Here is a 23,213-nt window from a genome sequence, read left to right as displayed (position 1 = left end):
CCCAGGTTTCGGGCTGGCCCCGCCCAGGCCGTTCCGTTAGCCTTTAGCGGGTTATCCTTATGCTTACCTGATAGATGCGAAAAACTCTTTTTTTGGCCCTGTTAATGGGTGGCGCGGGCAATGCCCACGCCTTCGACAGCACTACCCAGGGCAGCGTGATCGCCGGCTATGTCACCAGCAAGCTGACCACCACGCCGTTCGAACGCAAACTGGTGCTGGGCGCCCAAGATGACGCCGCCGCCTTCGTGGCCAGCAATGGCCAAATCCGCGGCGCCCGCCTCGACGCAGCGCTGGCCTACCTACGCCATACCCAACCGCAGCTTCATGCAGCCGACCTTGAACTGGCCGAAGCGATCCTCGTCCAATAGGCACTTTTTGTTTGCTGAACCCCGGAGATATTCCTCGATGCGTAAAACGCTCATCGTTGCCGCCCTCGCCCTGCTTGCCATTGCCGATGCGACCCAAGCGCGTACATTGGAAGCTACCAGTAACATCATCGTTCGGGCGTTCGGCCGCTCGATCGACTTCACCTCCGACACCACGACCTCGATCCGTGATTCGAAGATCGTCATGGCCGCCAAGGAAGACGCCGCCAGCTATGTCGCCAGCGGCGGTGAATACCGTGGTGTGCAGCTTGAAGCGGCGTTGCAGACTTTGCGCGCGGACCTGCCGCAGGCTCGCCAAGCCGATGACCAACAACTGGCAGAGGCTATCCTCGCGCTGTGAGGGTATTGATCGGCTGGCTGCTGGCCTGCCTCTTCGCCCTGGCGGCCCATGCCGCCGAGGCGGACCTTCGCCTCGCGTTGCAAGCCGACACCCTGTCGGCCCCGCAACGCAGCGCCAGCCAAGCGCTGCTGGACGAAGCGCTGGCGCGCCTGCCACCCGCCTTTCGCCAGCGCCTGGACCGCACGGTCAGCGTGCGCTGGGCCGACGGCATGCCGCCGCAGGCATACGGCCAGGCTGGCATGGTGTCTACGCTCGACATCAACCGGCGTTTTCTACCCAGCCTCACCGATGGCAGCGCAGCCACCCAACAAACTGGCCGGCCCCATGGCACCGTACGTGAAGAACTGCTCGCCACGGTATTGCACGAACTCACCCATTTATACGACCGCGCCAGGCTTTGGTCCACCGCGGACCGTGGGCTTATCGTACGTTGCCGGCAACAGGCCGAAACCCTCGGTGACGTTGGGTTGCCCGAGGCCTGCCGCGGCCAGGCCGAACGGCGCTATACCCTCAGCGATGACCCGCGCCTGCTAGACCTGGGCGGCTGGCCGCAATCCGTGGGCCGGCGTGGTGAGCGCGAGCTGAGCAACCGCCAAGTGGTACGCAGCCCCGACCTTTACGAAACCAGCAGCCCCAAGGAATTCATTGCGGTCAACATGGAGTATTTTCTTCTTGACCCCAGCTACCCTTGCCGCCGCCCGGAGCTGTATGAGTACCTCAAGCAGCACTTCGGCTGGGCGCCGCCGCAAGCAGAACAATGCCCACGGGAGTTGCCCTACCTGAACGCCGGCAGCGATTTCGGCCGCGAGCCGTTGGGCAAGATCGACCCGGAACGGGTCTACGAGGTGGACTACCTGCTGGCGGAGGCCAACCAGAACTGGGTCAGCCGCTGGGGCCATAGCATGCTTCGCTTGGTAATCTGCGCACCCGGCCGCCCGCGGGGCCCAGACTGCCGGCTCGACCTGGACCAAAGCCTGGTGCTCTCTTACCGCGCGTTCGTCAACGACGTGCAGCTCTCGACCTGGGGCGGGCTCAACGGCCAATACCCTTCGCGCCTGTTCGTGCTGCCGTTGAACCAGGTCATCGACGAATACACCAAGGTAGAACTGCGCGGCCTGGCGTCCATTCCATTGAAACTGGACCGCACGCAAATCCAGGCGCTGGTACGCCATGCCGCCGAGATGCATTGGGGCTACGACGGCGACTATTACTTTTTGTCCAACAACTGCGCGGTGGAAACACTGAAATTGCTGCGCAGCGGCACCGGCCAAGCCCGCCTGGGCGACTTGGACAGTATCGTGCCCAATGGTTTGCTGCGGGTGCTGGAAGCGCGCGGCCTGGCCGATGGCAGCGTGTTGAACGACAAGAAACAAGCCCTGCGCCGGGGCTACTTGTTCGACTCCTACCACGATCGTTATCAAGCGATGTTCGCGGTACTCCAGCAGCACTTGCCCATCGAGCAGAACACCCTGGAAAGTTGGCTGGAGCAACCCGCGCCAGCGCGCCGGCGTTGGTTTGCCCAAGCCGACCTACGCACCAGCGCGGCCTTGCTGCTACTGGAACAGGCGGGCTTTCGCCGGCAACTGCTGCTGGCCCAGGATGAAGTCAAACAGCGCTACCTGGGCGCCCGCGAAGCCCACGAGCCAGGGGTGGCCAACGCCAACGACACCTTGCAGGCTATTCTGGCCGGCAGCGGCTTTCTCAGCCGCCCAGCTGAGTTACTCGGTGCCGACGGTTATGGGTTGCCACAGCAGAGCGAATGGCAACGCCTGCAGCAAGAGAGCAGCCAACGCCAACGAAAACTGCAACAGCTCAACGCCAGCCTCGACACGGAAATCCGCGCCCTGCTCACCCCCGAGCGCGCTCAGGCTATCGAAGCCAGTGAAGCGAACCTACGCCAAATTGGCGAGCACCTGCGCGACCTGCATAAAGCCAGCGGCGGTTTGATACTGCCCTAGTGCGGTGTTTCAGAAGTTGGCTGCACAATGTTCACGGCGCCTTTTTGCTGCGCGCTGCGTTGCCGCTTCTCGCCCGACAATAAAATTCACGCGTCCATTCTCATGCGAACATCTGAAACACCACACCGGCAGCCGAAAGGTTGCCGAAAGCTAAAGCCCCTAATATCAGCCGCACCTACCGGCAGCAGACCGGTACCCAACAAAAACAATGGTGACCTGATGCCCTCGCACGCCCTTCGCAACGCCGCCCCATCCCTCCAGCCGCCTCGCTCGCCGCGCTGACCCTGCTGCGCGCCACCCCTGGAGCACCGCCATGCTGACGTTCCTTGGCTTCGCCATGGTCATCACCTTTATGTTCCTGATCATGACCCAGCGCCTTTCGGCACTGATCGCGCTGATCATCATCCCGATTTTGTTCGCCCTGTTCGGTGGTTTCGCGACGAAGATCGGCCCGATGATGCTCGACGGTATCAGCAAACTCGCCCCCACCGGGGTGATGCTGATGTTCGCCATCCTTTATTTCGCGCTGATGATCGACTCCGGGTTGTTCGACCCGGCCGTGCGCAAAATCCTGAAACTGGTCCAGGGTGACCCGCTGAAGGTATCCGTCGGCACCGCCGTGCTGGCCCTGGTAGTGTCGCTGGACGGTGACGGCGCCACCACTTACATGATCTGCTGCGCCGCCTTGCTGCCGCTGTACCAACGCCTTGGCATGAATGCGCGGCTGATGGCCGGGCTGATCATCCTCGCCGGCGGCGTCATGAACATGACCCCTTGGGGTGGCCCGACTGCCCGCGCCGCCAGCGCACTGCACGTCGACCCGTCCGATATCTTCGTGCCGATGATCCCGGCCATGCTCGCGGGGGTGGTGAGCATCCTTACCATCGCTTGGTGGTACGGCAAACGCGAACGGGCGCGCCTGGGCGAACTCAAGCTGCCCGACACTGCCAACGAGCACAGCGAAATCAGCGTGTCGCAGTTCCCCGAGGCGCGCCGGCCGAAACTGATCTGGTTCAACGCGGCCCTGACGCTGTTACTGATGGTGGCGTTGATCAACGGCCTATTGCCCCTGCCGGTGCTGTTCATGATCGCCTTCAGTATCGCGATGATCGTCAATTACCCCTGCCTGCAAGCACAGAAAGATCGCATCGCCGCCCATGCCGGCAGCGTACTGGCCGTGGTGGGGCTGATCTTTGCCGCGGGCATCTTCACCGGCATCCTCGCCGGCACTGGCATGGTCGATGCCATGTCCAAGAGCCTGCTTGCGGTGATTCCCGACAACATGGGGCCTTACTTGGCCGTGATCACCGCCTTGGTGAGCATGCCTTTCACCTTTTTCATGTCCAACGATGCCTTCTACTATGGCGTGCTGCCGGTGTTGGCCGACGCGGCGGCCCATTACGGCATCACCCCGGTCGAGATGGCCCGTGCTTCTATCATCGGCCAACCGGTGCACTTGCTCAGCCCGCTGGTGCCCTCCACCTATCTGCTGGTGGCGCTGGCCGGCATCGAATTCGGTGACCACCAGCGGTTCACCCTCAAATGGGCAGTGTTGATATGCCTGTGCATCACAGCCGCCGCGTTGCTGATGGGGATTTTCCCCCTGCTGGGCAGTCAATGACACGACGGCGCAGCATGCTCACCTATGCGCCAGCGCCCCGCGCTGGCCCCTTACTCAGTAACAGGAACAACTTATGCAATGGCTGACGAGCCCCGAACTCTGGGTTGCCTTCTTCACGTTGACCGCCCTGGAAATCGTGCTGGGCATCGATAACATCATCATGATTTCGATCCTGGTCAGCCGCATGCCCAAACACATGCAGGCCCGCACCCGGCTATTCGGCCTCGCCTTGGCCATGGTCACGCGTATTTTGCTGTTGCTGTCGATCACCTGGATCATGCGCCTTACGGCCGACCTGTTCGAAGCCTTCGGCCAGGGCATTTCGGGGCGCGACCTGATCCTGTTCTTCGGCGGTTTGTTTCTGTTGTGGAAAAGCGCCCAAGAGATCTACCACGGCATGGAAGGCGAAGAGGGAGGCGACGGCCAACCTACAGGCAAAGGCGGCAATTTCTGGCTGACCATCGTTCAGATCGCGATCATCGACATTGTGTTCTCGCTGGATTCGGTCATCACCGCGGTAGGCATGGTGTCGCATGTACCGGTGATGATCGCGGCCATCGTGGTGGCGGTGCTGGTGATGATGCTGGCTTCCGGGACCATTAGCGGGTTCATCGATCAGCACCCTTCGCTGAAGATGCTTGCACTCTCATTTTTGCTGGTGGTCGGTACGGTATTGATCGCCGATGCATTCGACGTGCACGTGCCCAAGGGCTACGTTTACTTTGCCATGGTGTTCTCGTTGGCGGTCGAGGCGGTGAACATCCGCATGCGCACCCGAGCGGCCAAACGAAAAAAGCCGGTTTGACCCACGGCACCGCGCGGGCCGTGGCCCCCCGCCCAAATGTGACTACAGTTTTATTTCAAAATAAATCGAAGCTGTGCCATGCTGGCAGTTGTCCATACAACAGCACTACCATTCAGCACATCCGCTTCGCGAGCAACAGGGAGGCCGCCAGTTATGCTGACCTTGCTCAACCTGCTTTCCGCGGTGGCCCTATTGATCTGGGGTACGCACATCGTCCGTACCGGTATCTTGCGTGTATACGGCACCGCCTTGCGCCGGTTGCTCGGGCAAAACATGAACAAACGCCCGCTGGCCTTTATCGCGGGTATTTTGGTCACGGCTGTGGTGCAAAGCAGCAACGCTACCGCGATGCTGACCACATCGTTCGTGGGCCAGGGGTTGATGGGCCTGGTGCCAGCATTGACCATCATGCTCGGTGCCGATGTGGGTACGGCCTTGATGTCGAGGGTGCTGACCCTGGACCTGTCATGGCTATCGCCGATGCTGATTTTCCTCGGCGTCATCTTCTTCCTCTCGCGCAAGCAAACCCGGGCCGGCCAACTGGGCCGCGTGAGCATTGGGCTGGGGTTGATCATCCTCGCATTGCAACTGATCGTAGAAGCCGCCACACCCATTACCCATGCCCAGGGCGTGAAGGTGCTGTTCGCCTCGCTGACCGGCGACATTCTGCTCGACGCGCTGGTAGGTGCGATGTTTGCCATGGTGTCGTATTCGAGCCTGGCCGCTGTGCTACTAACGGCCACCTTGGCCGAGGCTGGGGTGATCAGCCTGCCGGTGGCCATAGGCTTGGTCATCGGGGCGAATATCGGCAGTGGCCTGCTGGCGTTCATCTCGACCAACATGCAGAACACCCCTGGGCGCCAAGTGGCCTTGGGCAGCCTGCTGTACAAGTTGATCGGCCTGCTGGTGGTGATCCCAGTGCTCAGCCCCCTGGTTCACTGGATCGACGCCCTGAACTACGACGCGCAAACCATGGTGATCGGCTTTCACGTTTGCTACAACACGCTGCGTTGCCTACTGTTGCTGCCCACCACCGGGCCCATGGCGCGGCTGTGCAAGGCCCTGTTGCAAGCGCGCGCCGAACCGCAAGGCCAAAAAGGCCCCAAGCATCTGGACCCGGCAGCGCTCGACACCCCCAGCCTGGCCCTGGCCAACGCCACCCGGGAAACCCTGCGTATCGGTGACATCGTAGAGCACATGCTTGAGCAAATGCTCAACGTGCTGCGCGGCAAGCAAACCGCTGTAACCCAAGAATTGCGGGCCCTTGGCGATGAGGCCGAAGCGCTCTACAGCGCGGTAAAGCTGTACCTGGCGAAAATGCCACGCGAAGACCTGGGCGAACGCGACAGCCAGCGCTGGGCTGAAACCATCGAGTTGGCGGTGAACCTTAACCTGGCCAGCGACCTGATCGAGCGAATGCTGCGCAAGGTCCAGCAGCAGAAAACCTCACAGCGGCGCTCGTTCTCCGAAGTGGGGCTTGAAGAGCTGGCCGGCCTGCACACACAACTGATGGCTAACTTGCGCCTGGGGCTTAACGTGTATCTGAGCGCCGACCCGGAAAGCGCCCGCCAGTTGCTCAAGGAAAAACGCCGCTTCCGCGCCCAGGAACGCCGGCTGACCCATACCCATGTGAGCCGCTTGCAGCGTGGGGTATTGCAAAGCCTGGAAACCAGCTCGCTGCACCTGGAGTTGATTGCCGATATGAAGCGCTTGAACTCGCTGTTCTGCGCTAGTGCTTACGCCGTACTGGGTGCTTCCGACACCGGCGCGCTGCTGCCCGAGGCCGCCCATGAGGCGCCTTGAACCGCCACGCCGGGGTACAATCTGTTAACTGGGCCACGCATGGCGTAGGCTTTAACGGTTCCAGCAAGGAAGCTCGCATGCGTTGTTTGCTGTTGTTTCTCCTGCTCGGCTTGTCACTGCCCGGTGCCGCCGCCGATCGCCTGCAAGTCGAAGGCTACCTGTTGCCCAACGGCATGCAATTACTGCTCAAGCCCAGCACGGAAAAAGGCCACGTGGCCATCCGCCTGGTCGTGGGCGTGGGTTTCGATGATTTCCCCTGCGCCACCCAAGAGCTGCCGCACCTGCTCGAACACCTCATGTTCAGCGGCCTCGACGCCGAAGGCGAAGCCGGCCTGGAACGGCGCATGCAGGAACTGGGCGGGGAGTGGAACGCCTTCACCAGCGACACCGACACCACCTTCGTGGTCGAAGCACCGGCGCCCAACCAGCGCAAGGCGCTGGACCTGCTGTTGGCTATCATCACCCGAACCCGGTTCGATGAAGCCACCCTCGAAACCGCGCGCAAGATCGTTGAGCGAGAAGACGGCGGCCAGTATTCACACCTGCAGCGCTGGCTGGACCACCAGGGCCTGGCCCGCGGCGCCAGCGAGGGGCTAGCGGTGGAGATGGGCCTAAAATGCGCTGACCGTGCCTCGCCCAGCGGCCTGACCCTTGACCAGGTCAACAACCTGCGCCGGCAATGGTATGCACCTAACAACATGACACTGATCGTGGTCGGCGACCTCGACAAACTGCTGCCCGCTTATCTGGAACGGGCCTTTGGCGACCTCGAACCAGTTGAGCCGAGCGACCACCCGCCCGCCACGCTAAAAGCGAAACCCGCCGCGCGCTACCGTACCCTTTACAGCGGCTGGGTGGGGGATGCGGCGACCTTACACTGGTACTTCAACGAGCCGGATTTGCCAGACAACGTGCCGCCGCCTACCTGGGATGTGCTGCAAAGCTACTTCGATTGGCTGCTTTACAATGAACTGCGCCTCAAGCGCGGCCTTTCGTATGGGCCCTGGAGCGCCAACGAGGGTTTTGGCGAAAGCACGCTGATGAGCCTGAACGCCGACCTTGACCGCGCCGATGTATCCGCCGCGCGCCAAGCCATGGCGCAGGTGCTCGAAGGCCTGCGCCAGCATGGCCTGGACCGGCCCACGTTCGAACGCCTCAAACGCGCCACCATTGCCCATCAGGCCTGGGCGGTGCAGGGCAACAGTGCCTTGGCCGATTACTATTGGCAGTCGCTGGCCGACTACGAAGATGGCCATTTCGCCGACCCCACCGCAGCCTTGCGCGGGGTGACCTTCGAACACGCCAGCGATGCCCTGCGGCGGATGCTGGCCGACCCCGGCTATGTACGGGTGGAGCAGCCCCTGGTGAGCTATGGCCAGTTGCAAACCGCGCTGTACACGGGCCCCTGGCTGGCATTGGGTGCCTTGTTGCTGGTTGGCGCCGCGTGGCTGTACCGCCGGCGCCGATGACCGGCGGGCGAGCGGCGCCGCAGCCAACCCGGTATCCTCTGCGCTCTTACTGGCCGCCTAATACTGTATGAAGCCACTGCCACCCATCGTTTTTCGCATTATCGCCCTGATCAAGCGCTACCCCGGGGTGGTGGCCTTGTTCGGCTTTTGCTCGGGGCTGGGCAGTTTTATCCTGGTCGACCGCCAAGCCCACCTGGCGACCCCCGTGGCCATCGTGCTGCTGGTCAGTTGGGCCTGGCTGATGGTCGAGAACACCGTTACCCAACTGTTCAGCCGGTACTTCAAACGGGATATCCCCGCCTCGGTGCTGCGCTACCTGACGCAGATGATCCACCAGGAAAGCCTGTTCTTCGTGCTGCCGTTCTTTTTCATCACCACCAGTTGGAACAGCGGCCAATGGGTTTTCACCGGGATCTTGGGCCTGGCTGGGCTGGTGTCGATCATCGACCCGCTGTATTACCATTGGCTCGCGCCGCGGCGCTGGCTGTTCCTGGCGTTGCACACCTTGACCTTGTTCGCCGCAATGCTCACGGCGCTGCCGATTATCCTGCACCTGACCACGTCGCAAAGCTTCAAGCTGGCACTGGGCACCGCCATGTTGTTGTCGTTCCCCAGCCTTGCCAGCAGCTTTCCCATTCATACCTGGCGCCGTGGGCTTCTGCTGGTAGCGGCCACCCTGGCCGCCGGTGGTGCCGGCTGGCTACTGCGCACGTGGGTACCGCCAGCGACCCTGTGGATGACCGAAGACGCCATTACCCAAGACCTGGACAACCAAACCCGCACCCACGGCGAAGGCATTACCACGCTCACCGTGGCCCAGGCGCGCAGCGGCGTTTACGCCTACACCGCGATCAACGCCCCACGCGGCCTGGACGAGCGCATTTATCATGTGTGGGAAATGAACGGCAAGGACATGGACCGCATTGCCCTCGATATCCACGGGGGGCGCCAAGAGGGCTACCGCGCCTGGACCCGCAAGCAGAACTTCCCGGCCGCCCCCAGCGGTACGTGGCGGGTGCGGGTAGAAACCGAAGACGGCCAGTTGATTGGCGTACTCAAGTTCACCATCACCCCGGATGCCTCAGCGGCATCTGCGGCCGCGGCCAATGGCGATCAAGCCGGGGCCGAGCCGAAGAACCAGTAACTCACCACAATCGCCGCCACCACCCCGGCGAACTCCGCGAGCAGGGCGCAACCCACGGCATGGCGCGCGCGTTGGATGCCCACCGCACCAAAGTACACCGCCAGCACATAAAAGGTGGTTTCAGTGCTGCCCTGGACCGTCGCCGCCACCAGCGCCGGGAAGCTGTCCACACCTTGGTGTTGCATGGTTTCGATGAGCAGGGCGCGCGCGGCGCTGGCAGAGAACGGCTTGACCAACGCCGTGGGCAGTGCGTCGACAAAGCGGGTGTCTAGCCCCACCCATTGCACCCCATGGCGAATGCCATCGAGCAGCAGCTCAAGGGCCCCCGACGCACGCAGCACACCCACCGCGCAGAGCATGGCGACCAAGTAGGGCAACAGGTTCTTGGCCACCTCAAACCCTTCCTTGGCACCCTCGATGAAGGTTTCGTACACCGGCACGCGCTTGCAAGCGCCCACCAGCAAAAACAGCACGATCAGCCCGAACAACGTCACATTACCCAGGATCGACGACAGGCTCGCCAGCGCAACCGCCGAAAGGGTCGCCAGAAACGCCATGCACACCGCCAGCAACGCCGCCCCAGGGATCAGGTAGGCCAGCACTACCCGGTCCCACAAGCGCAGGCGCTGCATCACCGCCACGCTGAGCAGGCCCACCACGGTGGAGCAACTGGTGGCCAGCAATATCGGCAGGAACACCAGGGTGGGGTCTTGTGCGCCTTGCTGGGCGCGGTACATGAAGATGCTCACCGGCAGCAGCGTTAACGACGACGCGTTAAGCACCAAAAAAAGGATTTGCGCATTGCTGGCCACGGTGGCGCTGGGGTTCAGGCTTTGCAGCGCGCGCATGGCCTTCAGGCCAATGGGCGTGGCGGCGTTGTCCAAGCCCAGGCCGTTGGCGGCAAAGTTAAGGGTGATCAGCCCAAGGGCGGGGTGGCCGGGCGGCACTTCCGGCATCAAGCGGGTGAACAGCGGGCCAAGCACCTTGGCCAGCCAATCGACAATGCCGGCTTTTTCGGCGATCTTGAGAAACCCCAGCCAAAGGGTGAGGGTGCCGAACAGCAGCACCATCACTTCCACCGACAGCTTGGCCATGGCGAAGATGCTTTCGACCATCGCCGCGAAAACGCCACTGTTGCCGGCGACCAGCCACTGCCCCAGGGCCGACACCGCCGCTACCAGGAAAAACCCCAGCCATAGGCCATTAAGCATCGAGCACCCCCGTTATTTACGTTGGCGGGGATGATAACGTGCGTATCAGGTGCGCTCCACTTCTGCCGCCGGCACAGGCTGCTTGCTGCGCCAATGGGGCAAGCTGTTCCAGTAACGCTGGCCCTTGGCGTCGTCATACATGCCTTCCCAACGGGCGATCACCAGCACGGCCAAGGCGTTGCCAATCACGTTGAGCGCAGTACGCGCCATGTCCATGATGCGGTCCACCCCGGCAATGAATGCCAGGCCCTCCAAAGGGATGCCCACGCTGCCAAGGGTCGCCAGCAGCACCACGAACGACACGCCCGGCACCCCGGCAATGCCCTTGGAGGTGACCATCAGGGTCAGCACCAGCATCAACTGTTGGCCGATGGACAGGTCGATGCCATACAACTGGGCGATGAACAACGCCGCGATGCTTTGGTACAAGGTAGAGCCGTCAAGGTTGAAGGAGTAACCGGTAGGCACCACGAAACTGCTGATCGCCTTCGGCGCACCGTAGGCTTCCATCTTCTCTATCACCCGCGGCAGCACCGTCTCGGAACTGGCGGTGGAGTAGGCCAGCACTAGTTCATCCTTGAAGATGCGTATCAGCTTGAGGATGGAGAACCCGAACAACCGCGCCACCAGGCCAAGCACACCCAAGGCGAAGAACGCGATCGCCACGTACACCAGCATCACCAACTTGGCCAGCGGCAACAGCGAAGCGAAGCCGAAGTTGGCCACCGTGACCGCGATCAATGCGAACACCCCGATGGGCGCATAGTTCATGATCATGTGGGTGACCTTGAACATGGTTTCGGAAATGCCCTGGAACATACGCACCAGCGGCTCACGGGTTTCCGCCGGCAGGCTCGATAACCCCAGGCCGAACATGACTGAAAAGAAGATGATCGGCAGCATGTCGCCGCGGGCCACGGCGGCGAATATATTGGGGGGGATCAGGTTCAACAGTGTCGCGATGAACGCATGCTCATGCTGCACCTCGGCGGTGGTCTTGGTGTACTGGGAAATATCCACCGTACCCAAGGTGCTCATATCGATACCGCTGCCAGGCTGGAACACATTCGCCAATACCAAGCCCACCACGATCGCGACGGTGGTCACCAGCTCGAAATAGAGGATGGTTTTAACACCAATGCGCCCAAGCTTCTTGGCGTCGCCAACCCCGGCGATGCCCACGATGAGCGAGGAAATCACGATCGGCACCACGATCATCTTGATCAAGCGAATGAAGATATCGCCCGCGGGTTGCAGCACGTTACTGATCCACCAGGCTTTTTCCGTGCCGAAGTGATTGAGCAGGGCGCCCAGGGAAATGCCCAGTACCAGGCCGATTAAAATCTGCCAGGCCAGGCTCAGCTTTGCCTTTTTCATTATCGTTACCCTTTGCGTCAAAATTCATCGGGCCCGGGCCAGTGGAGGCCATCGGGAAGCTCGGCGTGTAACACCGTATTTCCGAAAAAAGGCGCAACTATTCAGAGGGGGGGCGGCAGAGTCTAATGCCGTAAACGGCTACCCCATGCACAATCGGCATAATAAAAGCGGTTCTATTTCATCGCTTTGGGTATCACGGCCAGTTGCCCGCCAGCCCTGGATGCCCAAGCCCCCGCAGGGCGGGCGTTTGCGCGCGGCGGTGCGGCTAAAGGCCTGTCAAGCAATCGGACGACCGAACGGCAGTGTTCGCAGCAAAAAAAAGGGTGACACAGGCGTGCCGGTCGCCGGGGCCCTGTAAAGTAGCCGGCTTCAAAGCCGTCGGTTCAGTCACTCGCCACCCAGCGCAGCCACGCATTGGCGCAGCGCGGCCTCAAAGGCCGCTTGATGCTGGCGAAAGCGCCGCGCGGGCGCCGGGATCGCGATGGCATGCCGTTGCCCGCTTCCCAGCTCGACCGCGCAGGCCAAGGCGCACACGTCTTCAGCGTGCTCCTCCCAGTCGTAGGCGATGCCGCTGCGGCGTATACCCTGGATGTCGGCTAGCAGGGCTTGCAGCGATGTGATGCTGTGCGGGGTGGGCCCTGTTAGCGGGCGCTCGGCCAGTGCAACGATGTCGGCGTTCGCCCACTCGGCCAGGAATACCTTGCCCGGCGCCGTGCAGTGCAATGGATACCGGCTGCCCAAAGGCACGACGATCCGCACCTCCTGCTGCGCCACAACTTGGTCGACGAGCACTGCCTCGTTGTCGCGCAGCACCCAGACATCCACGGTTTCTCCAGTGTCACGGCAGAGCGCCTCCAGGTGTGGCCGCAACCGTTCGCGAACATCCTGGTGGGCGGCAGCCGCCAGGCGCGCCAGCGCCGGCCCTAGGCGCACCCTACCATCGCGCACGGCAACCAGTTCCTCCGCCTGCAGCGAACCGACCAGCCGCTGCACGGTGGTTCTCGGCAGTGCGCTGGCGCGAGTGATTTGCGCGATAGTCAGCCCGTTGGGGGCCTGCTCCAGAGTACGCAGCACCCGCGCCGCGCGGGTAATCACGGTGCGGCAACCGTCATCGGCCCCTCGGCTGGGGCGTTGGCTGTCTGTACGTTCAAGCGAAGTTCGGTTCATGGCTTACTTAAAATATCCATCTAATGGACAATATACCCGAATAACGGTTAGATTTTGCGCCTTCATCGAGTCGCTGCGAACTTTCCATGCCAATGAATCACACCCGGCCCGCCACCGGCATACCTACACGCCGGCTGATCCTCGTCCTGGCCATGCTTTCGGCCTTCGCCCCCTTTGCCACCGATATGTACCTGCCGGGCTTCGCGCAGATGGCGCAAGCGTTCCAAACCGATAATGGCCACATCGAGTCCACGCTGTCGGCGTTCTTTCTTGGGCTGGCGTTGGGGCAGGCCCTTTACGGCCCGCTGATTGACCGCTTCGGTCGGCGGGCACTGTTGTTGATCGGCGTGGCCCTGTTTGTCGCTGCGACCCTCGGCTGCCTGCTGAGCCGGGACATCGGGGTTTTCACGGGCTTTCGCGTACTGCAGGCCATTGGCGGCTGTGCGGGGATGATCATCGGCCGGGCGATTGTTAATGACTTATTCGAACCCATCGAAAGCGCCCGGGTGCTGTCCTCGCTGCTGATGCTGATGACCCTTGCGCCACTTGTGGCGCCACTGCTCGGCGGCTGGATCCTCGTACTGGCCGGCTGGCAGGCGATATTCGTTTTCATGCTGGTTTTCGCGCTGCTCTGCGGTGTACTGGTTTGGCGTTACGTGCCCGAGACGATGCCGGCCAAGCTGCGAACTCCGCTCAAGCTCTCGCAGGTACTGCGCACCTATGCAACGCTGTGCCGCCGCCCCGCTTTCATCGCCCCGGCGATAGTCGGCGGGCTGGCACAGGCCTGCATGTTCGCCTTCATCACCGGCTCCCCTTTCGTCTTCATGGGGTTGTTTGGGGTAAGTGAGCAGCAGTACGGCTGGCTGTTCGCGCTCAATGCAGTGGGCATAATTGTGGGGGCACAGGCCAACCGCATCGGGCTTCGCCGCTGGCCGGTGCAAAAACTGCTGGGGGCGGCCCTTTGCCTTAACTTGGCTGCGAGCCTGGCACTGGTGGCCAGCGCGCATACCACCCACTTGGCGGTATTGATGATCCCATTGTGGTTCACCATCGCCTCGCTGGGGTTTATCGGTGGCAATGCCGCGGCCATCGCAATGGCCAACACGGGAGCGAACGGCGGCAGCGGCTCAGCGCTCATTGGCACGCTACAATTCGGCTGCGCGTTCCTTATTAGCAGCGTCGTCGCCACTGCACAAAACGGCACAGCTTACCCGATGGCACTGGCTATGGCGGCGGCAAGCCTGATGGCGACTGCGCTGTGGTTTGGCACGGCGCGGTTGCGCCGCACTGGCGCCTAACGCCGTAGGTTGGGGCCCTAGGGCCCGGCAGGCTGTTCTCTGCCGAGCAGGGTCAATACCAGTTTTGATCTTTCCTAAGCTGCTCCTTCAACAAAGCCTGCATGCCTTCGTCAGGGTCGCCTAGCCACCGGTAATAGGCATGGCTAGCGGGATCTTTGTCTTCCGGTAAACCGGCCGGCACTTGCACCCACAAGGCATAGGCGTGGGTTTTATCCCAACTGAATGCCACGATCACCCGATTATTCCGGCACGCGGCCTTCGTTTCGCATACCTCCCCCACCAAGTAGTTGTCGCCGTCTTTTTTGGGGACTGCACTCATGGCATCTGAGTCACCCGACAGATTCAATACCCAGTCCGGTAGGCGTTGCTCATGCTTAACCGCCTGTTGCCAGGCGCTACGATATTGCTTATCCGACGACACCAACTCACTGGCGCGGTCTTGCCCATCATTGCCCGCCATAGCAACGGCGCTACTGCCGAGCAACAACCCGGCCAGCAGCGGTATCAACAATGTGCGGTTCATGTTCAAGGCCTGCCGCGTCGCCCGAAGAAGAACGAGGCAATGAACAGGATCAAGAAGATCACGAAGAGGATCTTGGCGATACCGGCAGCGGTGCCGGCGATACCACCGAAGCCCAGCACGGCGGCAATGATGGCAATGATCAGAAAAGTAATAGCCCAACTCAGCATGGTTTTGCTCCTTCAGCGCGTAGTAATTGATCAGAACACCCAACGAGGCTCGTGAGGGGAACGCTCGACTTGGTCCACCGACTCAACCGCAAACAAACGGCCGTGTAGCTGCCCCGCCTGGGCACTGGCCTCAGTCATGCGGGGCGCGGCGGTGGCGTGGTTCATGTGAATCAGCGGCTCAGGGGCCTGTGTCCAGTATAGAAACTGTTGGCAAACCACCAAGGTCAGTAGCGCGGCAAGCAGCACAAACAACCCCTTACGCACCACCAGGTGGGTTTCGGCAACTTGTGCGAACGGTTGACGGCTCATCCGGTGGTCCTCCTATTGGGCGCTTAATTCACGGTTCACCGATCCTGTTGCAGCGTGCGTGCCAACCTCAAATTGAAATAAACTATAACTAAATCAGTGTGTTATAAATACAAGGCACCGGCTTACGGCGCGCAAACTGCCCGATCAGCCCGCCGCCGTCGGGCAGTTTGCACGACAGCCAGAAGGCGCGTTGCGATCGGGCCGGCCCGCTTTTTTGCGCGGCCCCCAAAACACTATTACGGGCTACCTATTGGGCGCCCTACCGGGCTCCGCCAAGGGCTACCTTAAGCAAGTCGGCATCTACCCCGCGCACACCGCGCAGGGTGCGGGCGATTTCAACGGCGTGGGTCTTCTGCTCGCTGCTGACCACCTCGCCAACCAGGCTGACCATGCCTTCGCGTGTAGCAACATCGATGGTCAACGCGTCGAGGTTGCGGTCATATAAAAAGCTGGCCTTGACCTTGCTGGTGATCCAAGCATCGGTCACGCTGTTATCCACAGCATTGGCCTGCGCTTCGGCGCGAGCGGTCTGGGTATCGGCCGCGCTCAAACTGATCAAGTTGTTCACCACATATACGCCGTCCGTGTTGTGGGCCAGCGTACCCGCCAGCAGCTTGGCTTCTGCCGTTTGTGCGTGCCCCTTGAGCGTCACCACGCCGCCATCGGTGCTTACCGTCATGTCAGAGCCCTGGGTAGGTGCATTCCAACTGAGCTTGGCGCGCACGGTCGCCGTAAGGGTCGCGTCGTCAATACGCTGCGCCACAGGCTGCCGCGTGGGCGGCAGGTCGCCTAACGCCGCGTCGATTTGCAATTGGTTATCGACTTGCGCCAACTGGCCGACCGTTTTCGCGATGCTCTCGGCCAAGTCTTTATCTTGCTGGTTCTCAACCTTGCCGCTGAGCACGGCGTGGGCGCCCTGCACCTCGACTTTCAACGTGTAGGGGCTCAGCCGTTGGTTCAATGCCATTGCCATCCAAATGGCACCTTCGTCACGCGCCGCCTGGTCCGCCGGCGGGGCCGCGAATACGTTGGCCTGGAACAACGTAGCGGCAAATAGCACCAACGCGGCGGGTTTGAGTACAGGCATACTGGCCTCCTAGATTGGGTGGGTGCTTCGCAAGTAGGACAACCCCCAGCAGCAACCGTGCGCCCCCTTAATTTCACGGAATTTCAGTCCGTTAGCGTTGTCAGCTATCGATGGTTGCCCTGCCAGGCGCCGAATCATTCACAATTAAGCATTGCAACTTGCCCGCCCCGTGCGGGCCGGCCTGATTATTTTGTAGGGGAGCGCAGCACGATGGAAACTGATACGGGTCTGCAGGGCCGTATTCTGTTGGTGGACGATGAAGCCGTCATCCTGCGCACGTTCCGCTACTGCCTGGAAGACGAAGGCTACAGTGTGGCCACGGCCAGCAGCGCAGCCCAAGCCGAAACGCTGCTGCAAAGGCAAGTTTTCGACCTGTGCTTTCTTGACCTGCGCCTGGGTGAAGACAGCGGCTTGGATGTACTGGCACAAATGCGTGTACAGGCGCCGTGGATGCGGGTGGTGATCGTGACCGCCCATTCGGCCGTGGATACCGCGGTCGATGCCATCCAGGCCGGTGCCGCCGATTACCTGGTCAAACCGTGTAGCCCCGACCAACTGCGCCTAGCCACCGCCAAGCAATTGGAGGTCCGGCAGCTGTCGGCACGGCTCGAAGCCCTTGAGGTGGAGATTCGCAAGCCCAAAGATGGCCTGGATTCACACAGCCCGGCAATGATGGTGGTGCTCGAAACCGCCCGCCAGGTCGCCGTCACAGATGCCAACATTCTGATCCTTGGCGAATCCGGTACCGGCAAGGGTGAACTGGCCCGAGCCATCCATGGGTGGAGCAAGCGCGCGAAAAAATCCTGCGTGACCATCAACTGCCCTTCATTGTCGGCAGAACTGATGGAAAGCGAACTCTTCGGCCACAGCCGTGGCGCTTTCACCGGCGCCAGCGAAAGCACTTTGGGCCGGGTCAATCAAGCCGACGGCGGCACACTGTTTCTCGACGAAATTGGCGATTTTCCGCTGGCCTTGCAGCCAAAGCTGCTGCGCTTCATCCAAGACAAAGAATATGAGCGGGTCGGCGACCCGGTAACGCGCCGCGCAGATGTACGCATCCTCGCCGCGACCAACCTGAACCTTGAGGACATGGTCCGCGATGGGCGCTTTCGGGAAGACCTGCTCTATCGGTTGAACGTGATCACCCTGCACCTGCCACCGTTGCGCGAGCGCAGTGAAGACATCCTCACCTTGGCTGAACGCTTCCTGGCGCGCTTCGTCAAGGAGTATGCACGCCCGGCGCGCAGCTTCAGCGAAGAGGCCAAAGCGGCGCTGCTCAATTACCGTTGGCCGGGCAATATTCGCGAACTGCGCAACGTGGTCGAGCGCGCCAGTATTATCTGCTCGCAAGAAAAAGTTGAAGTCAGCCACTTGGGCATGGGCGAGCAGCCAACCACCAACGCACCGCGCATCGGGGCCGCCATGAGCCTCGATGAGTTGGAAAAAGCCCATATCGGTGCGGTGCTGGCCACCAGCGACACCTTGGACCAAGCCGCGAAGACGCTGGGTATCGATGCCTCCACGCTGTACCGCAAGCGAAAGCAATATAACCTATGAAGTTGCCGATGAAATTGCGCACGCGCCTGTTTCTGAGCATCTCGGCGCTGATCAGCGTCGCACTGCTCGGGTTGTTGTTGGGCTTGGTCAGCGTGTTGCAAATCGCTAACCGCCAGGACACCCTGGTGCAGCACAATTTCGATACGCTGGACCTCGGCCTGAAGCTTCGGCAAAACCTGGGCGAGCAATTGGCAATGACCCAGGCCGACGTACCCGACAAAGGCCAGTTGGAAAGCACCCAAGTGGAGTTTCGCCGGCTGATCGGCCAGGCACTGGAATGCGACATCAGCGAGGCGGAACATGCGGCGCTGAGCCGCGCCAACGTCAATTACCAACGCTACCTGGGCACCTACCAGCAAGCCCTGGCGCGCGCGCCGCACCTGAGTAACGACAGTGCCTTAAGCAACGCCTTCAATGCGGTGCGCCGCGACCTGATCGACGCCTACAGGGCCACCCTCGACAACATCGCCAAGCGCCAGCAGGCCTCGCATCGCCATGCGCTGATGATCTCCAGCCTGCTTGGGCTCGTGGGCCTGGCCGTGCTGGCAATCGGTTTCATCACCGCCAACCGTATCGCGCAGCGTTTCGGTGAGCCCATCGAGGCGCTGGTCAAGGCCGCCGATGCCATCGGCAGAGGCAATTACGACGTGGTGCTGGCAGCGCCCCATGCCGCGGAAATGAAACTGCTGACCCGGCGCTTCAGCAGCATGGCCAAAGCGCTGCGCGAGCATCAGGCCACCAATGTCGAGGAACTGCTGGCCGGGCAACAACGCTTGCAGGCCGTGCTCGATAGCATCGACGACGGCTTGCTGATGATCGATCGCCAGGGGCTGCTGGAGCACCTCAACCCGGTTGCGCAACGGCAATTGGGCTGGGGTGAAACCCGCACCGGCATGAGCCTGGCCACCGCGCTAGGCCGGCCAGAGCTCGATGAGCAACTGCAATTGGTGCTGCGGGGCGGCAGCCTGGACCGCATGCTGGACGACCTCAGCCTGGAAGTGGACGGCGAAACCCGCCTGCTCGCCTGGAGCCTGACCCCGGTGGCACACAGGCAAGGGCAAATCGTCGGTGCCGTCATGGTGCTGCATGATGTGACGGAACAGCGCGCGTTCGAGCGGGTGCGCAGCGAGTTCGTTCTGCGCGCCTCCCACGAGTTGCGTACGCCCGTCACCGGCATGCACATGGCATTCGGCCTACTGCAAGAGCGTGTCCAGTTCGCGCCGCAGTCCCGTGAAGCCGACCTGTTCACCACGGTTAAAGACGAGATGCAGCGGTTGATGCAATTGATCAACGATTTGCTGAATTTCTCACGTTACCAAAGTGGCCAGCAAAAGCTGGTGCTGGCGCCGTGCGAAGCCCCGGACCTACTCGACCGGGCCTACCAGCGGCATGTGGGCGCGGCCCGCGACGGGGCCATACAGCTGCTGGTCGACCTGCCCGAGCCATTACCGCGCATCCATGCTGACCAGGCCCAACTCGACCGCGTGCTCGACAACTTAATCGACAATTCCATCCGCCACACCCCCGAAGGCGGGGTGATCCGCTTGCAGGCCAGGCGCCACGCCGAGCGGCTGATCATCAGCGTCGAAGACAGCGGCGAGGGCATTCCGTACGGCCAGCAAGGGCGGATTTTCGAGCCATTCGTGCAGGTGGGCCGCAAAAAAGGCGGCGCCGGGCTCGGCCTGGCGCTGTGCAAGGAAATCGTGCAACTGCATGGCGGCCGGATGGGCGTCTATTCACGCCCAGGGCAGGGCACCCAGTTCTATTTCGCGCTGCCGATCTAAACCCCCGTGCGGCGGCTCAGAAGCTCGCGCAAGAATTGACGCCGTGAAAAGGGGCGGCCAATGTCTAGGCATCCCATTAACCTCGGCCTAGTAGCCCAGGCAAAGCGCCTTGCAGCTTCGCGCTGTCGAACGGCGCGCGGATGAAACCGCGCAAGCGGCCGTCCGGCGCAACCACCGCCAAGTTACCGCTGTGTTGCACGGTGTAGTTCGGTTTGCTGGTGTCGGCCGGCACATAGGGGATGCTCACCGCCTCGGAGAACTGCTGAAGCACTTGGACCGGGCCGGTCAGCCCCTTGAAGCTCTTGTCGAAGTAGCCGAGGTACTGCTTCAACTGGGCCGGGGTGTCGCGTGCCGGGTCGACACTCACCAGGTATACCTGTAGCCGCTGCGCAGCCTCACTCGGCAGCTTGCCGCGAATATTGCGCAACTGTGCCAAGGTGGTCGGGCACACATCCGGGCAAAAGGTGTAGCCAAAGAACAACAGGCTCCACTTGCCCTTGAGCTGGTCCAACTGCACGGCCTGGCCTTGCTCGTCAAGCATTTGCAGGGCAGGCATGGGCCGCCCTTGTTGCAACAGGATAATTCCCGCCGCCAGCAGCGCCGGGTCTTGCTCCAGGCTACGTTGCTCGAATACCCGCTCAAGCACGATGCCGGCAACGATGGCGATCACGGCGAAAGCGCCGAACAAGGTTTTATGCAGGCGGCTCATGGCAAAACTCGAAACCAGATAAGTGAAGGGTACTGGGCCCGGCTGGGCCCGCGCACGACTGTAGCGGAGATAGACATGGATCGCATAATGGCAATTGGATATAACTTCATAGGCAAAAGCGCAAGGCGTTTATGAAAAATTCGTCTTACCGGCCTCGCCCAGGCAGCTATCGTATCGACCTCACGCCCGTAACTGTTTACCACCGTGGGGACCCCATGAAAACCGCCGCACTTCGCGAGCAGATCCAGCGTGCGCACGAACACGAGCGAACCACCGGCCAGTTGCTGCAGCAGCTGGAACGCCAACTGCCCTGCCTGCACCCGTCGATCCAATTCGGCGACAGCGACCCGAAAACCGCCCTGGCGCGCTTCGTCGGCGCCTACATCGACCAGGTGCCAGACCTACTCGATGCTGCGGCCGAAGTGGCCAGCGAGGCGGGCATCGAAGGGCAGATCAAGCCGGTATTGAAAATTGCCGAGGAATATTTCTTCAAACCGCCGCAGATCATGGCCAGCCATGAAGGCTTGGATTGCCTGCTCGATGAGGCTTACTTGGCGCACCGCTTGGTCGAGGAGGTCAATGACCTGTACATCCGGCACTTTAGCCAACCGCTGATCCCGCTGGATACCACTGTGGCCAACCTGATCGCCCATCAGTTGATCGGCGAGGCGTTCGCCAACCAGCTCGACGAAGTGGTGCACCATTCGGTAGAGCAGTTGCTCGATGAAGAAAGCTTCGCGCTGGAGTCGGTCCAGGCCTATAAAGGCACACTTACCTCCCCGGAAACAGGCGCAGCCTGGAAACGCTGGCCGTGCCTGTCTCGCCAGTTGGGGATCGGCCTGGGCAAAGCCTGATCAGGCCCCCGCGCGAGTTCGCAGTTGCCCCTCGATGCGGCGCTTCAGGCCACGGCTCTCGATGGTTATCCGCGAGCCATTGGCCTGGTTCGCCCGGCCCCAATCTTCGAGCAACTCCAGGCAGGCATGGTCGATATAGTTGAGGTTGCCCAGCGGTACATGTACCCGCGTGCCGGCGGGGATGCTATCGAGCACCTTGGTCAGCGCTGGCACCTTGAGAAACGTCGCGGCCCCACTCATGCGTAGCTCCACTTCGCGCTCGCCGGTCGGCACCAGGTTGATCTTCAGCCTGGCCGCCTTCAGCGCCAGCCTGAGCAACGTCAGGGCAAAGCCCAGCAGCACGCCGGTGAGCAGGTCGGTAAAGATGATGGCCAGCGCCGTCGCGGCATAGGTGAACATCGGCATGCGCCCGTAACGGCCCAGGCCGCGTAGCGCCTTGAAGTCGACCAGCTTTATGCCGGTAAACACCAACACCCCGGCCAGGCTTGCCACGGGGATGCTTTGCAGCACACCTGAAAGCAGCACGACGAACGCCAACAACCAGATACCGTGGAACACTGCCGACCAACGGGTTCGGGCCCCGGCCTGCACGTTCGCCGAACTGCGAACGATCACGCCGGTCATTGGCAAGGCCCCGGCCACCCCACAGAGCATATTACCGATGCCCTGGGCCGAAAGTTCACGGTCGAAGTCTGAACGCACGCCGCTGTGCATGCGGTCGACCGCCGCCGCCGAAAGCAAGGTTTCGGCACTGGCGATGAACGCCACCGCCACTGCGGCGACCAGCACCGCCGGGTCGGCCAGGCTCATCAGGCTGGCAGGGGTGATCCAGTCGATGGCATCGCTTAAGTTCGCGGGCACTTGCACACGCCGCACCTGCAGCGACAGCACCAGGCTCAGCACGGTGGCGGCACTGACCCCGAGCAAGGCGCCGGGTACGAAACGCAGCCGCTGCGGCTTCAGTGTTTCCCAGCCGTACATCACCGCGATGGTCAGCAGGCCAAGCAGCCCGGCTTGCCAGCCCTGGGCGCCTTGCTCGATGGGCAGCGCTTCGGCCACCGCGCCAGGAAACGCCAGCACGTTCTGCAGGCCGGAGGCTTGTGGCGCCTGGTCGAGCATCACATGGGCCTGAGACAACACGATCAGCACACCGATGCCGGCCAGCATGCCATACACCACCGCCGGTGCCGTGACGCGGAACCAGCAACCCAAGCGAAAGCGCCCGGCCAACAGTTGCAGCAGGCCCGCCAACAACAGAATGGGCCCAAGCACAGCCGCGCCATGCTGGCGCACCAGTTCGAACACCAGTACCGCCAGCCCCGCGGCGGGGCCGCTGACCTGCAACGGCGAGCCGGCCAACAGGCCCACCACGATGCCACCGATGATACCGGTGACCAACCCCTTGGCCGGTGGCATGCCAGAGGCAATGGCGATGCCCATGCACAACGGCAGGGCTACCAAAAACACCACGGCCGAAGCCAATAACTCGCGCGGCAGGGCCGCTTGGATACGCGCAATATTCATGTTCGCTCTCCTGAATGAACACGTGGCCGGGGCCGCCGCTGCCACGAACGGTTGCACACCGACGCCGATTGGGGCAGCCGAACACGGCTGGCCCGGGCCGGCTCAGCGATAAGCACCGTT

Annotated in this window: 21 protein-coding genes; 12 read left to right on the top strand and 9 right to left on the bottom strand. The window is 61.9% G+C overall.

Annotated elements, in window-relative coordinates; translation table 11 throughout:
• Positions 1–74: 74 nt before the first annotated feature.
• The 8 genes from HAQ05_RS16620 to HAQ05_RS16585 all read left to right on the top strand — a co-directional run bounded on the left by HAQ05_RS16620 (position 75) and on the right by HAQ05_RS16585 (position 9,526).
• Positions 75–368 (top strand): DUF2388 domain-containing protein, encoded by a 294-nt coding sequence (locus HAQ05_RS16620; protein WP_190422554.1) that lies wholly within the window; start codon positions 75–77, stop codon positions 366–368.
• A 37-nt stretch (positions 369–405) separates the two neighbouring features.
• Positions 406–726, top strand: coding sequence for a DUF2388 domain-containing protein (locus HAQ05_RS16615; RefSeq protein WP_190422552.1), 321 nt, complete (start codon positions 406–408; stop codon positions 724–726).
• The gene (locus tag HAQ05_RS16610) at positions 723–2,684 is read left to right on the top strand and encodes a DUF7844 domain-containing protein (RefSeq protein WP_190422551.1); all 1,962 of its coding nucleotides are present in this window, start codon (positions 723–725) and stop codon (positions 2,682–2,684) included. Before HAQ05_RS16615 ends, HAQ05_RS16610 begins: the two co-directional genes overlap by 4 nt.
• Before the next feature lie 313 nt (positions 2,685–2,997).
• Entirely contained in the window at positions 2,998–4,305 is a 1,308-nt protein-coding gene (locus HAQ05_RS16605; RefSeq protein WP_190422550.1) for a CitMHS family transporter, read from the top strand.
• 73 nt (positions 4,306–4,378) lie between these two features.
• Positions 4,379–5,110 carry a TerC family protein gene (locus HAQ05_RS16600; RefSeq protein WP_190422549.1) on the top strand — a complete coding sequence of 244 codons (732 nt, stop codon included), beginning with the start codon at positions 4,379–4,381 and terminating at the stop codon, positions 5,108–5,110.
• A 153-nt stretch (positions 5,111–5,263) separates the two neighbouring features.
• Positions 5,264–6,913: a Na/Pi cotransporter family protein gene (locus tag HAQ05_RS16595; protein WP_190422548.1), complete on the top strand. Its 1,650-nt coding sequence runs from the start codon at positions 5,264–5,266 to the stop codon at positions 6,911–6,913.
• A gap of 77 nt (positions 6,914–6,990) precedes the next feature.
• Positions 6,991–8,382, top strand: coding sequence for a M16 family metallopeptidase (locus HAQ05_RS16590; protein WP_190422547.1), 1,392 nt, complete (start codon positions 6,991–6,993; stop codon positions 8,380–8,382).
• A 67-nt stretch (positions 8,383–8,449) separates the two neighbouring features.
• The gene (locus HAQ05_RS16585; protein ID WP_190422546.1) at positions 8,450–9,526 is read left to right on the top strand and encodes a DUF5924 family protein; all 1,077 of its coding nucleotides are present in this window, start codon (positions 8,450–8,452) and stop codon (positions 9,524–9,526) included.
• On the opposite strand, the gene HAQ05_RS16580 is transcribed toward HAQ05_RS16585, so the two are convergent.
• From HAQ05_RS16580 to HAQ05_RS16570, 3 genes are all read right to left on the bottom strand, one after another.
• A complete protein-coding gene (locus HAQ05_RS16580; RefSeq protein ID WP_190422544.1) occupies positions 9,496–10,737 on the bottom strand; it encodes a nucleoside recognition domain-containing protein in 1,242 nt (413 codons plus the stop codon). The two genes, HAQ05_RS16585 and HAQ05_RS16580, sit on opposite strands and share 31 nt — an antisense overlap.
• Before the next feature lie 45 nt (positions 10,738–10,782).
• Positions 10,783–12,114, bottom strand: coding sequence for a glutamate/aspartate:proton symporter GltP (gene gltP / locus HAQ05_RS16575; protein WP_190422541.1), 1,332 nt, complete (start codon positions 12,112–12,114; stop codon positions 10,783–10,785).
• Positions 12,115–12,501: 387 nt separating this feature from the next.
• Complete coding sequence (locus HAQ05_RS16570; protein ID WP_190422539.1) at positions 12,502–13,281, bottom strand: IclR family transcriptional regulator; 780 nt, start codon at positions 13,279–13,281, stop codon at positions 12,502–12,504.
• An 86-nt stretch (positions 13,282–13,367) separates the two neighbouring features.
• On the opposite strand from HAQ05_RS16570, the gene HAQ05_RS16565 reads away from it, so the two are divergent.
• Positions 13,368–14,579 carry a multidrug effflux MFS transporter gene (locus HAQ05_RS16565; protein ID WP_190422537.1) on the top strand — a complete coding sequence of 404 codons (1,212 nt, stop codon included), beginning with the start codon at positions 13,368–13,370 and terminating at the stop codon, positions 14,577–14,579.
• 52 nt (positions 14,580–14,631) lie between these two features.
• On the opposite strand, the gene HAQ05_RS16560 is transcribed toward HAQ05_RS16565, so the two are convergent.
• The 4 genes from HAQ05_RS16560 to HAQ05_RS16545 form a co-directional block, all read right to left on the bottom strand.
• Positions 14,632–15,102: an inhibitor of vertebrate lysozyme family protein gene (locus tag HAQ05_RS16560; RefSeq protein ID WP_190422535.1), complete on the bottom strand. Its 471-nt coding sequence runs from the start codon at positions 15,100–15,102 to the stop codon at positions 14,632–14,634.
• 2 nt (positions 15,103–15,104) lie between these two features.
• Positions 15,105–15,269: a DUF1328 domain-containing protein gene (locus HAQ05_RS16555; RefSeq protein ID WP_190422533.1), complete on the bottom strand. Its 165-nt coding sequence runs from the start codon at positions 15,267–15,269 to the stop codon at positions 15,105–15,107.
• 30 nt (positions 15,270–15,299) lie between these two features.
• Positions 15,300–15,578 carry a hypothetical protein gene (locus HAQ05_RS16550; RefSeq protein WP_190422531.1) on the bottom strand — a complete coding sequence of 93 codons (279 nt, stop codon included), beginning with the start codon at positions 15,576–15,578 and terminating at the stop codon, positions 15,300–15,302.
• Positions 15,579–15,837: 259 nt separating this feature from the next.
• Positions 15,838–16,665 carry a BON domain-containing protein gene (locus HAQ05_RS16545; protein ID WP_190422529.1) on the bottom strand — a complete coding sequence of 276 codons (828 nt, stop codon included), beginning with the start codon at positions 16,663–16,665 and terminating at the stop codon, positions 15,838–15,840.
• A gap of 210 nt (positions 16,666–16,875) precedes the next feature.
• Between HAQ05_RS16545 and algB the strand changes: the two genes are divergently transcribed.
• Together algB and HAQ05_RS16535 are read left to right on the top strand one after the other, a co-directional pair.
• Positions 16,876–18,222, top strand: coding sequence for a sigma-54-dependent response regulator transcription factor AlgB (gene algB, locus HAQ05_RS16540; protein ID WP_190422527.1), 1,347 nt, complete (start codon positions 16,876–16,878; stop codon positions 18,220–18,222).
• Entirely contained in the window at positions 18,219–20,006 is a 1,788-nt protein-coding gene (locus HAQ05_RS16535; protein WP_190422525.1) for an ATP-binding protein, read from the top strand. Before algB ends, HAQ05_RS16535 begins: the two co-directional genes overlap by 4 nt.
• 76 nt (positions 20,007–20,082) lie before the next feature.
• On the opposite strand, the gene HAQ05_RS16530 is transcribed toward HAQ05_RS16535, so the two are convergent.
• Positions 20,083–20,715: an SCO family protein gene (locus HAQ05_RS16530; protein WP_190422523.1), complete on the bottom strand. Its 633-nt coding sequence runs from the start codon at positions 20,713–20,715 to the stop codon at positions 20,083–20,085.
• A 215-nt stretch (positions 20,716–20,930) separates the two neighbouring features.
• Between HAQ05_RS16530 and HAQ05_RS16525 the strand changes: the two genes are divergently transcribed.
• Positions 20,931–21,569, top strand: coding sequence for a hypothetical protein (locus HAQ05_RS16525; protein ID WP_190422521.1), 639 nt, complete (start codon positions 20,931–20,933; stop codon positions 21,567–21,569).
• Here HAQ05_RS16525 and HAQ05_RS16520 read toward each other — a convergent pair whose 3' ends face one another.
• Positions 21,570–23,093, bottom strand: coding sequence for a SulP family inorganic anion transporter (locus HAQ05_RS16520; protein WP_190422519.1), 1,524 nt, complete (start codon positions 23,091–23,093; stop codon positions 21,570–21,572).
• Between the last annotated feature and the right edge of the window lie 120 nt (positions 23,094–23,213).

Source organism: Pseudomonas typographi, from assembly GCF_014694385.1.
GTDB lineage: Bacteria > Pseudomonadota > Gammaproteobacteria > Pseudomonadales > Pseudomonadaceae > Aquipseudomonas > Aquipseudomonas typographi.
Note: the sequence above shows the minus strand (reverse complement) of the source record. Positions and strands in the feature narration are given on the sequence as shown.

Bases quoted from the DNA above. Each gene is read 5' to 3' on its own strand.
- HAQ05_RS16555 (WP_190422533.1), bottom strand. From the start codon at position 15,269: ATGCTGAGTTGGGCTATTACTTTTCTGATCATTGCCATCATTGCCGCC.
- HAQ05_RS16580 (WP_190422544.1), bottom strand. From the start codon at position 10,737: ATGCTTAATGGCCTATGGCTGGGGTTTTTCCTGGTAGCGGCGGTGTCG.
- algB (WP_190422527.1), top strand. From the start codon at position 16,876: ATGGAAACTGATACGGGTCTGCAGGGCCGTATTCTGTTGGTGGACGAT.
- gltP (WP_190422541.1), bottom strand. From the start codon at position 12,114: ATGAAAAAGGCAAAGCTGAGCCTGGCCTGGCAGATTTTAATCGGCCTG.
- HAQ05_RS16585 (WP_190422546.1), top strand. From the start codon at position 8,450: ATGAAGCCACTGCCACCCATCGTTTTTCGCATTATCGCCCTGATCAAG.
- HAQ05_RS16605 (WP_190422550.1), top strand. From the start codon at position 2,998: ATGCTGACGTTCCTTGGCTTCGCCATGGTCATCACCTTTATGTTCCTG.
- HAQ05_RS16595 (WP_190422548.1), top strand. From the start codon at position 5,264: ATGCTGACCTTGCTCAACCTGCTTTCCGCGGTGGCCCTATTGATCTGG.
- HAQ05_RS16520 (WP_190422519.1), bottom strand. From the start codon at position 23,093: ATGAATATTGCGCGTATCCAAGCGGCCCTGCCGCGCGAGTTATTGGCT.
- HAQ05_RS16615 (WP_190422552.1), top strand. From the start codon at position 406: ATGCGTAAAACGCTCATCGTTGCCGCCCTCGCCCTGCTTGCCATTGCC.
- HAQ05_RS16525 (WP_190422521.1), top strand. From the start codon at position 20,931: ATGAAAACCGCCGCACTTCGCGAGCAGATCCAGCGTGCGCACGAACAC.
- HAQ05_RS16620 (WP_190422554.1), top strand. From the start codon at position 75: ATGCGAAAAACTCTTTTTTTGGCCCTGTTAATGGGTGGCGCGGGCAAT.
- HAQ05_RS16565 (WP_190422537.1), top strand. From the start codon at position 13,368: ATGCCAATGAATCACACCCGGCCCGCCACCGGCATACCTACACGCCGG.
- HAQ05_RS16530 (WP_190422523.1), bottom strand. From the start codon at position 20,715: ATGAGCCGCCTGCATAAAACCTTGTTCGGCGCTTTCGCCGTGATCGCC.
- HAQ05_RS16560 (WP_190422535.1), bottom strand. From the start codon at position 15,102: ATGAACCGCACATTGTTGATACCGCTGCTGGCCGGGTTGTTGCTCGGC.
- HAQ05_RS16600 (WP_190422549.1), top strand. From the start codon at position 4,379: ATGCAATGGCTGACGAGCCCCGAACTCTGGGTTGCCTTCTTCACGTTG.
- HAQ05_RS16590 (WP_190422547.1), top strand. From the start codon at position 6,991: ATGCGTTGTTTGCTGTTGTTTCTCCTGCTCGGCTTGTCACTGCCCGGT.
- HAQ05_RS16545 (WP_190422529.1), bottom strand. From the start codon at position 16,665: ATGCCTGTACTCAAACCCGCCGCGTTGGTGCTATTTGCCGCTACGTTG.
- HAQ05_RS16550 (WP_190422531.1), bottom strand. From the start codon at position 15,578: ATGAGCCGTCAACCGTTCGCACAAGTTGCCGAAACCCACCTGGTGGTG.
- HAQ05_RS16535 (WP_190422525.1), top strand. From the start codon at position 18,219: ATGAAGTTGCCGATGAAATTGCGCACGCGCCTGTTTCTGAGCATCTCG.
- HAQ05_RS16570 (WP_190422539.1), bottom strand. From the start codon at position 13,281: ATGAACCGAACTTCGCTTGAACGTACAGACAGCCAACGCCCCAGCCGA.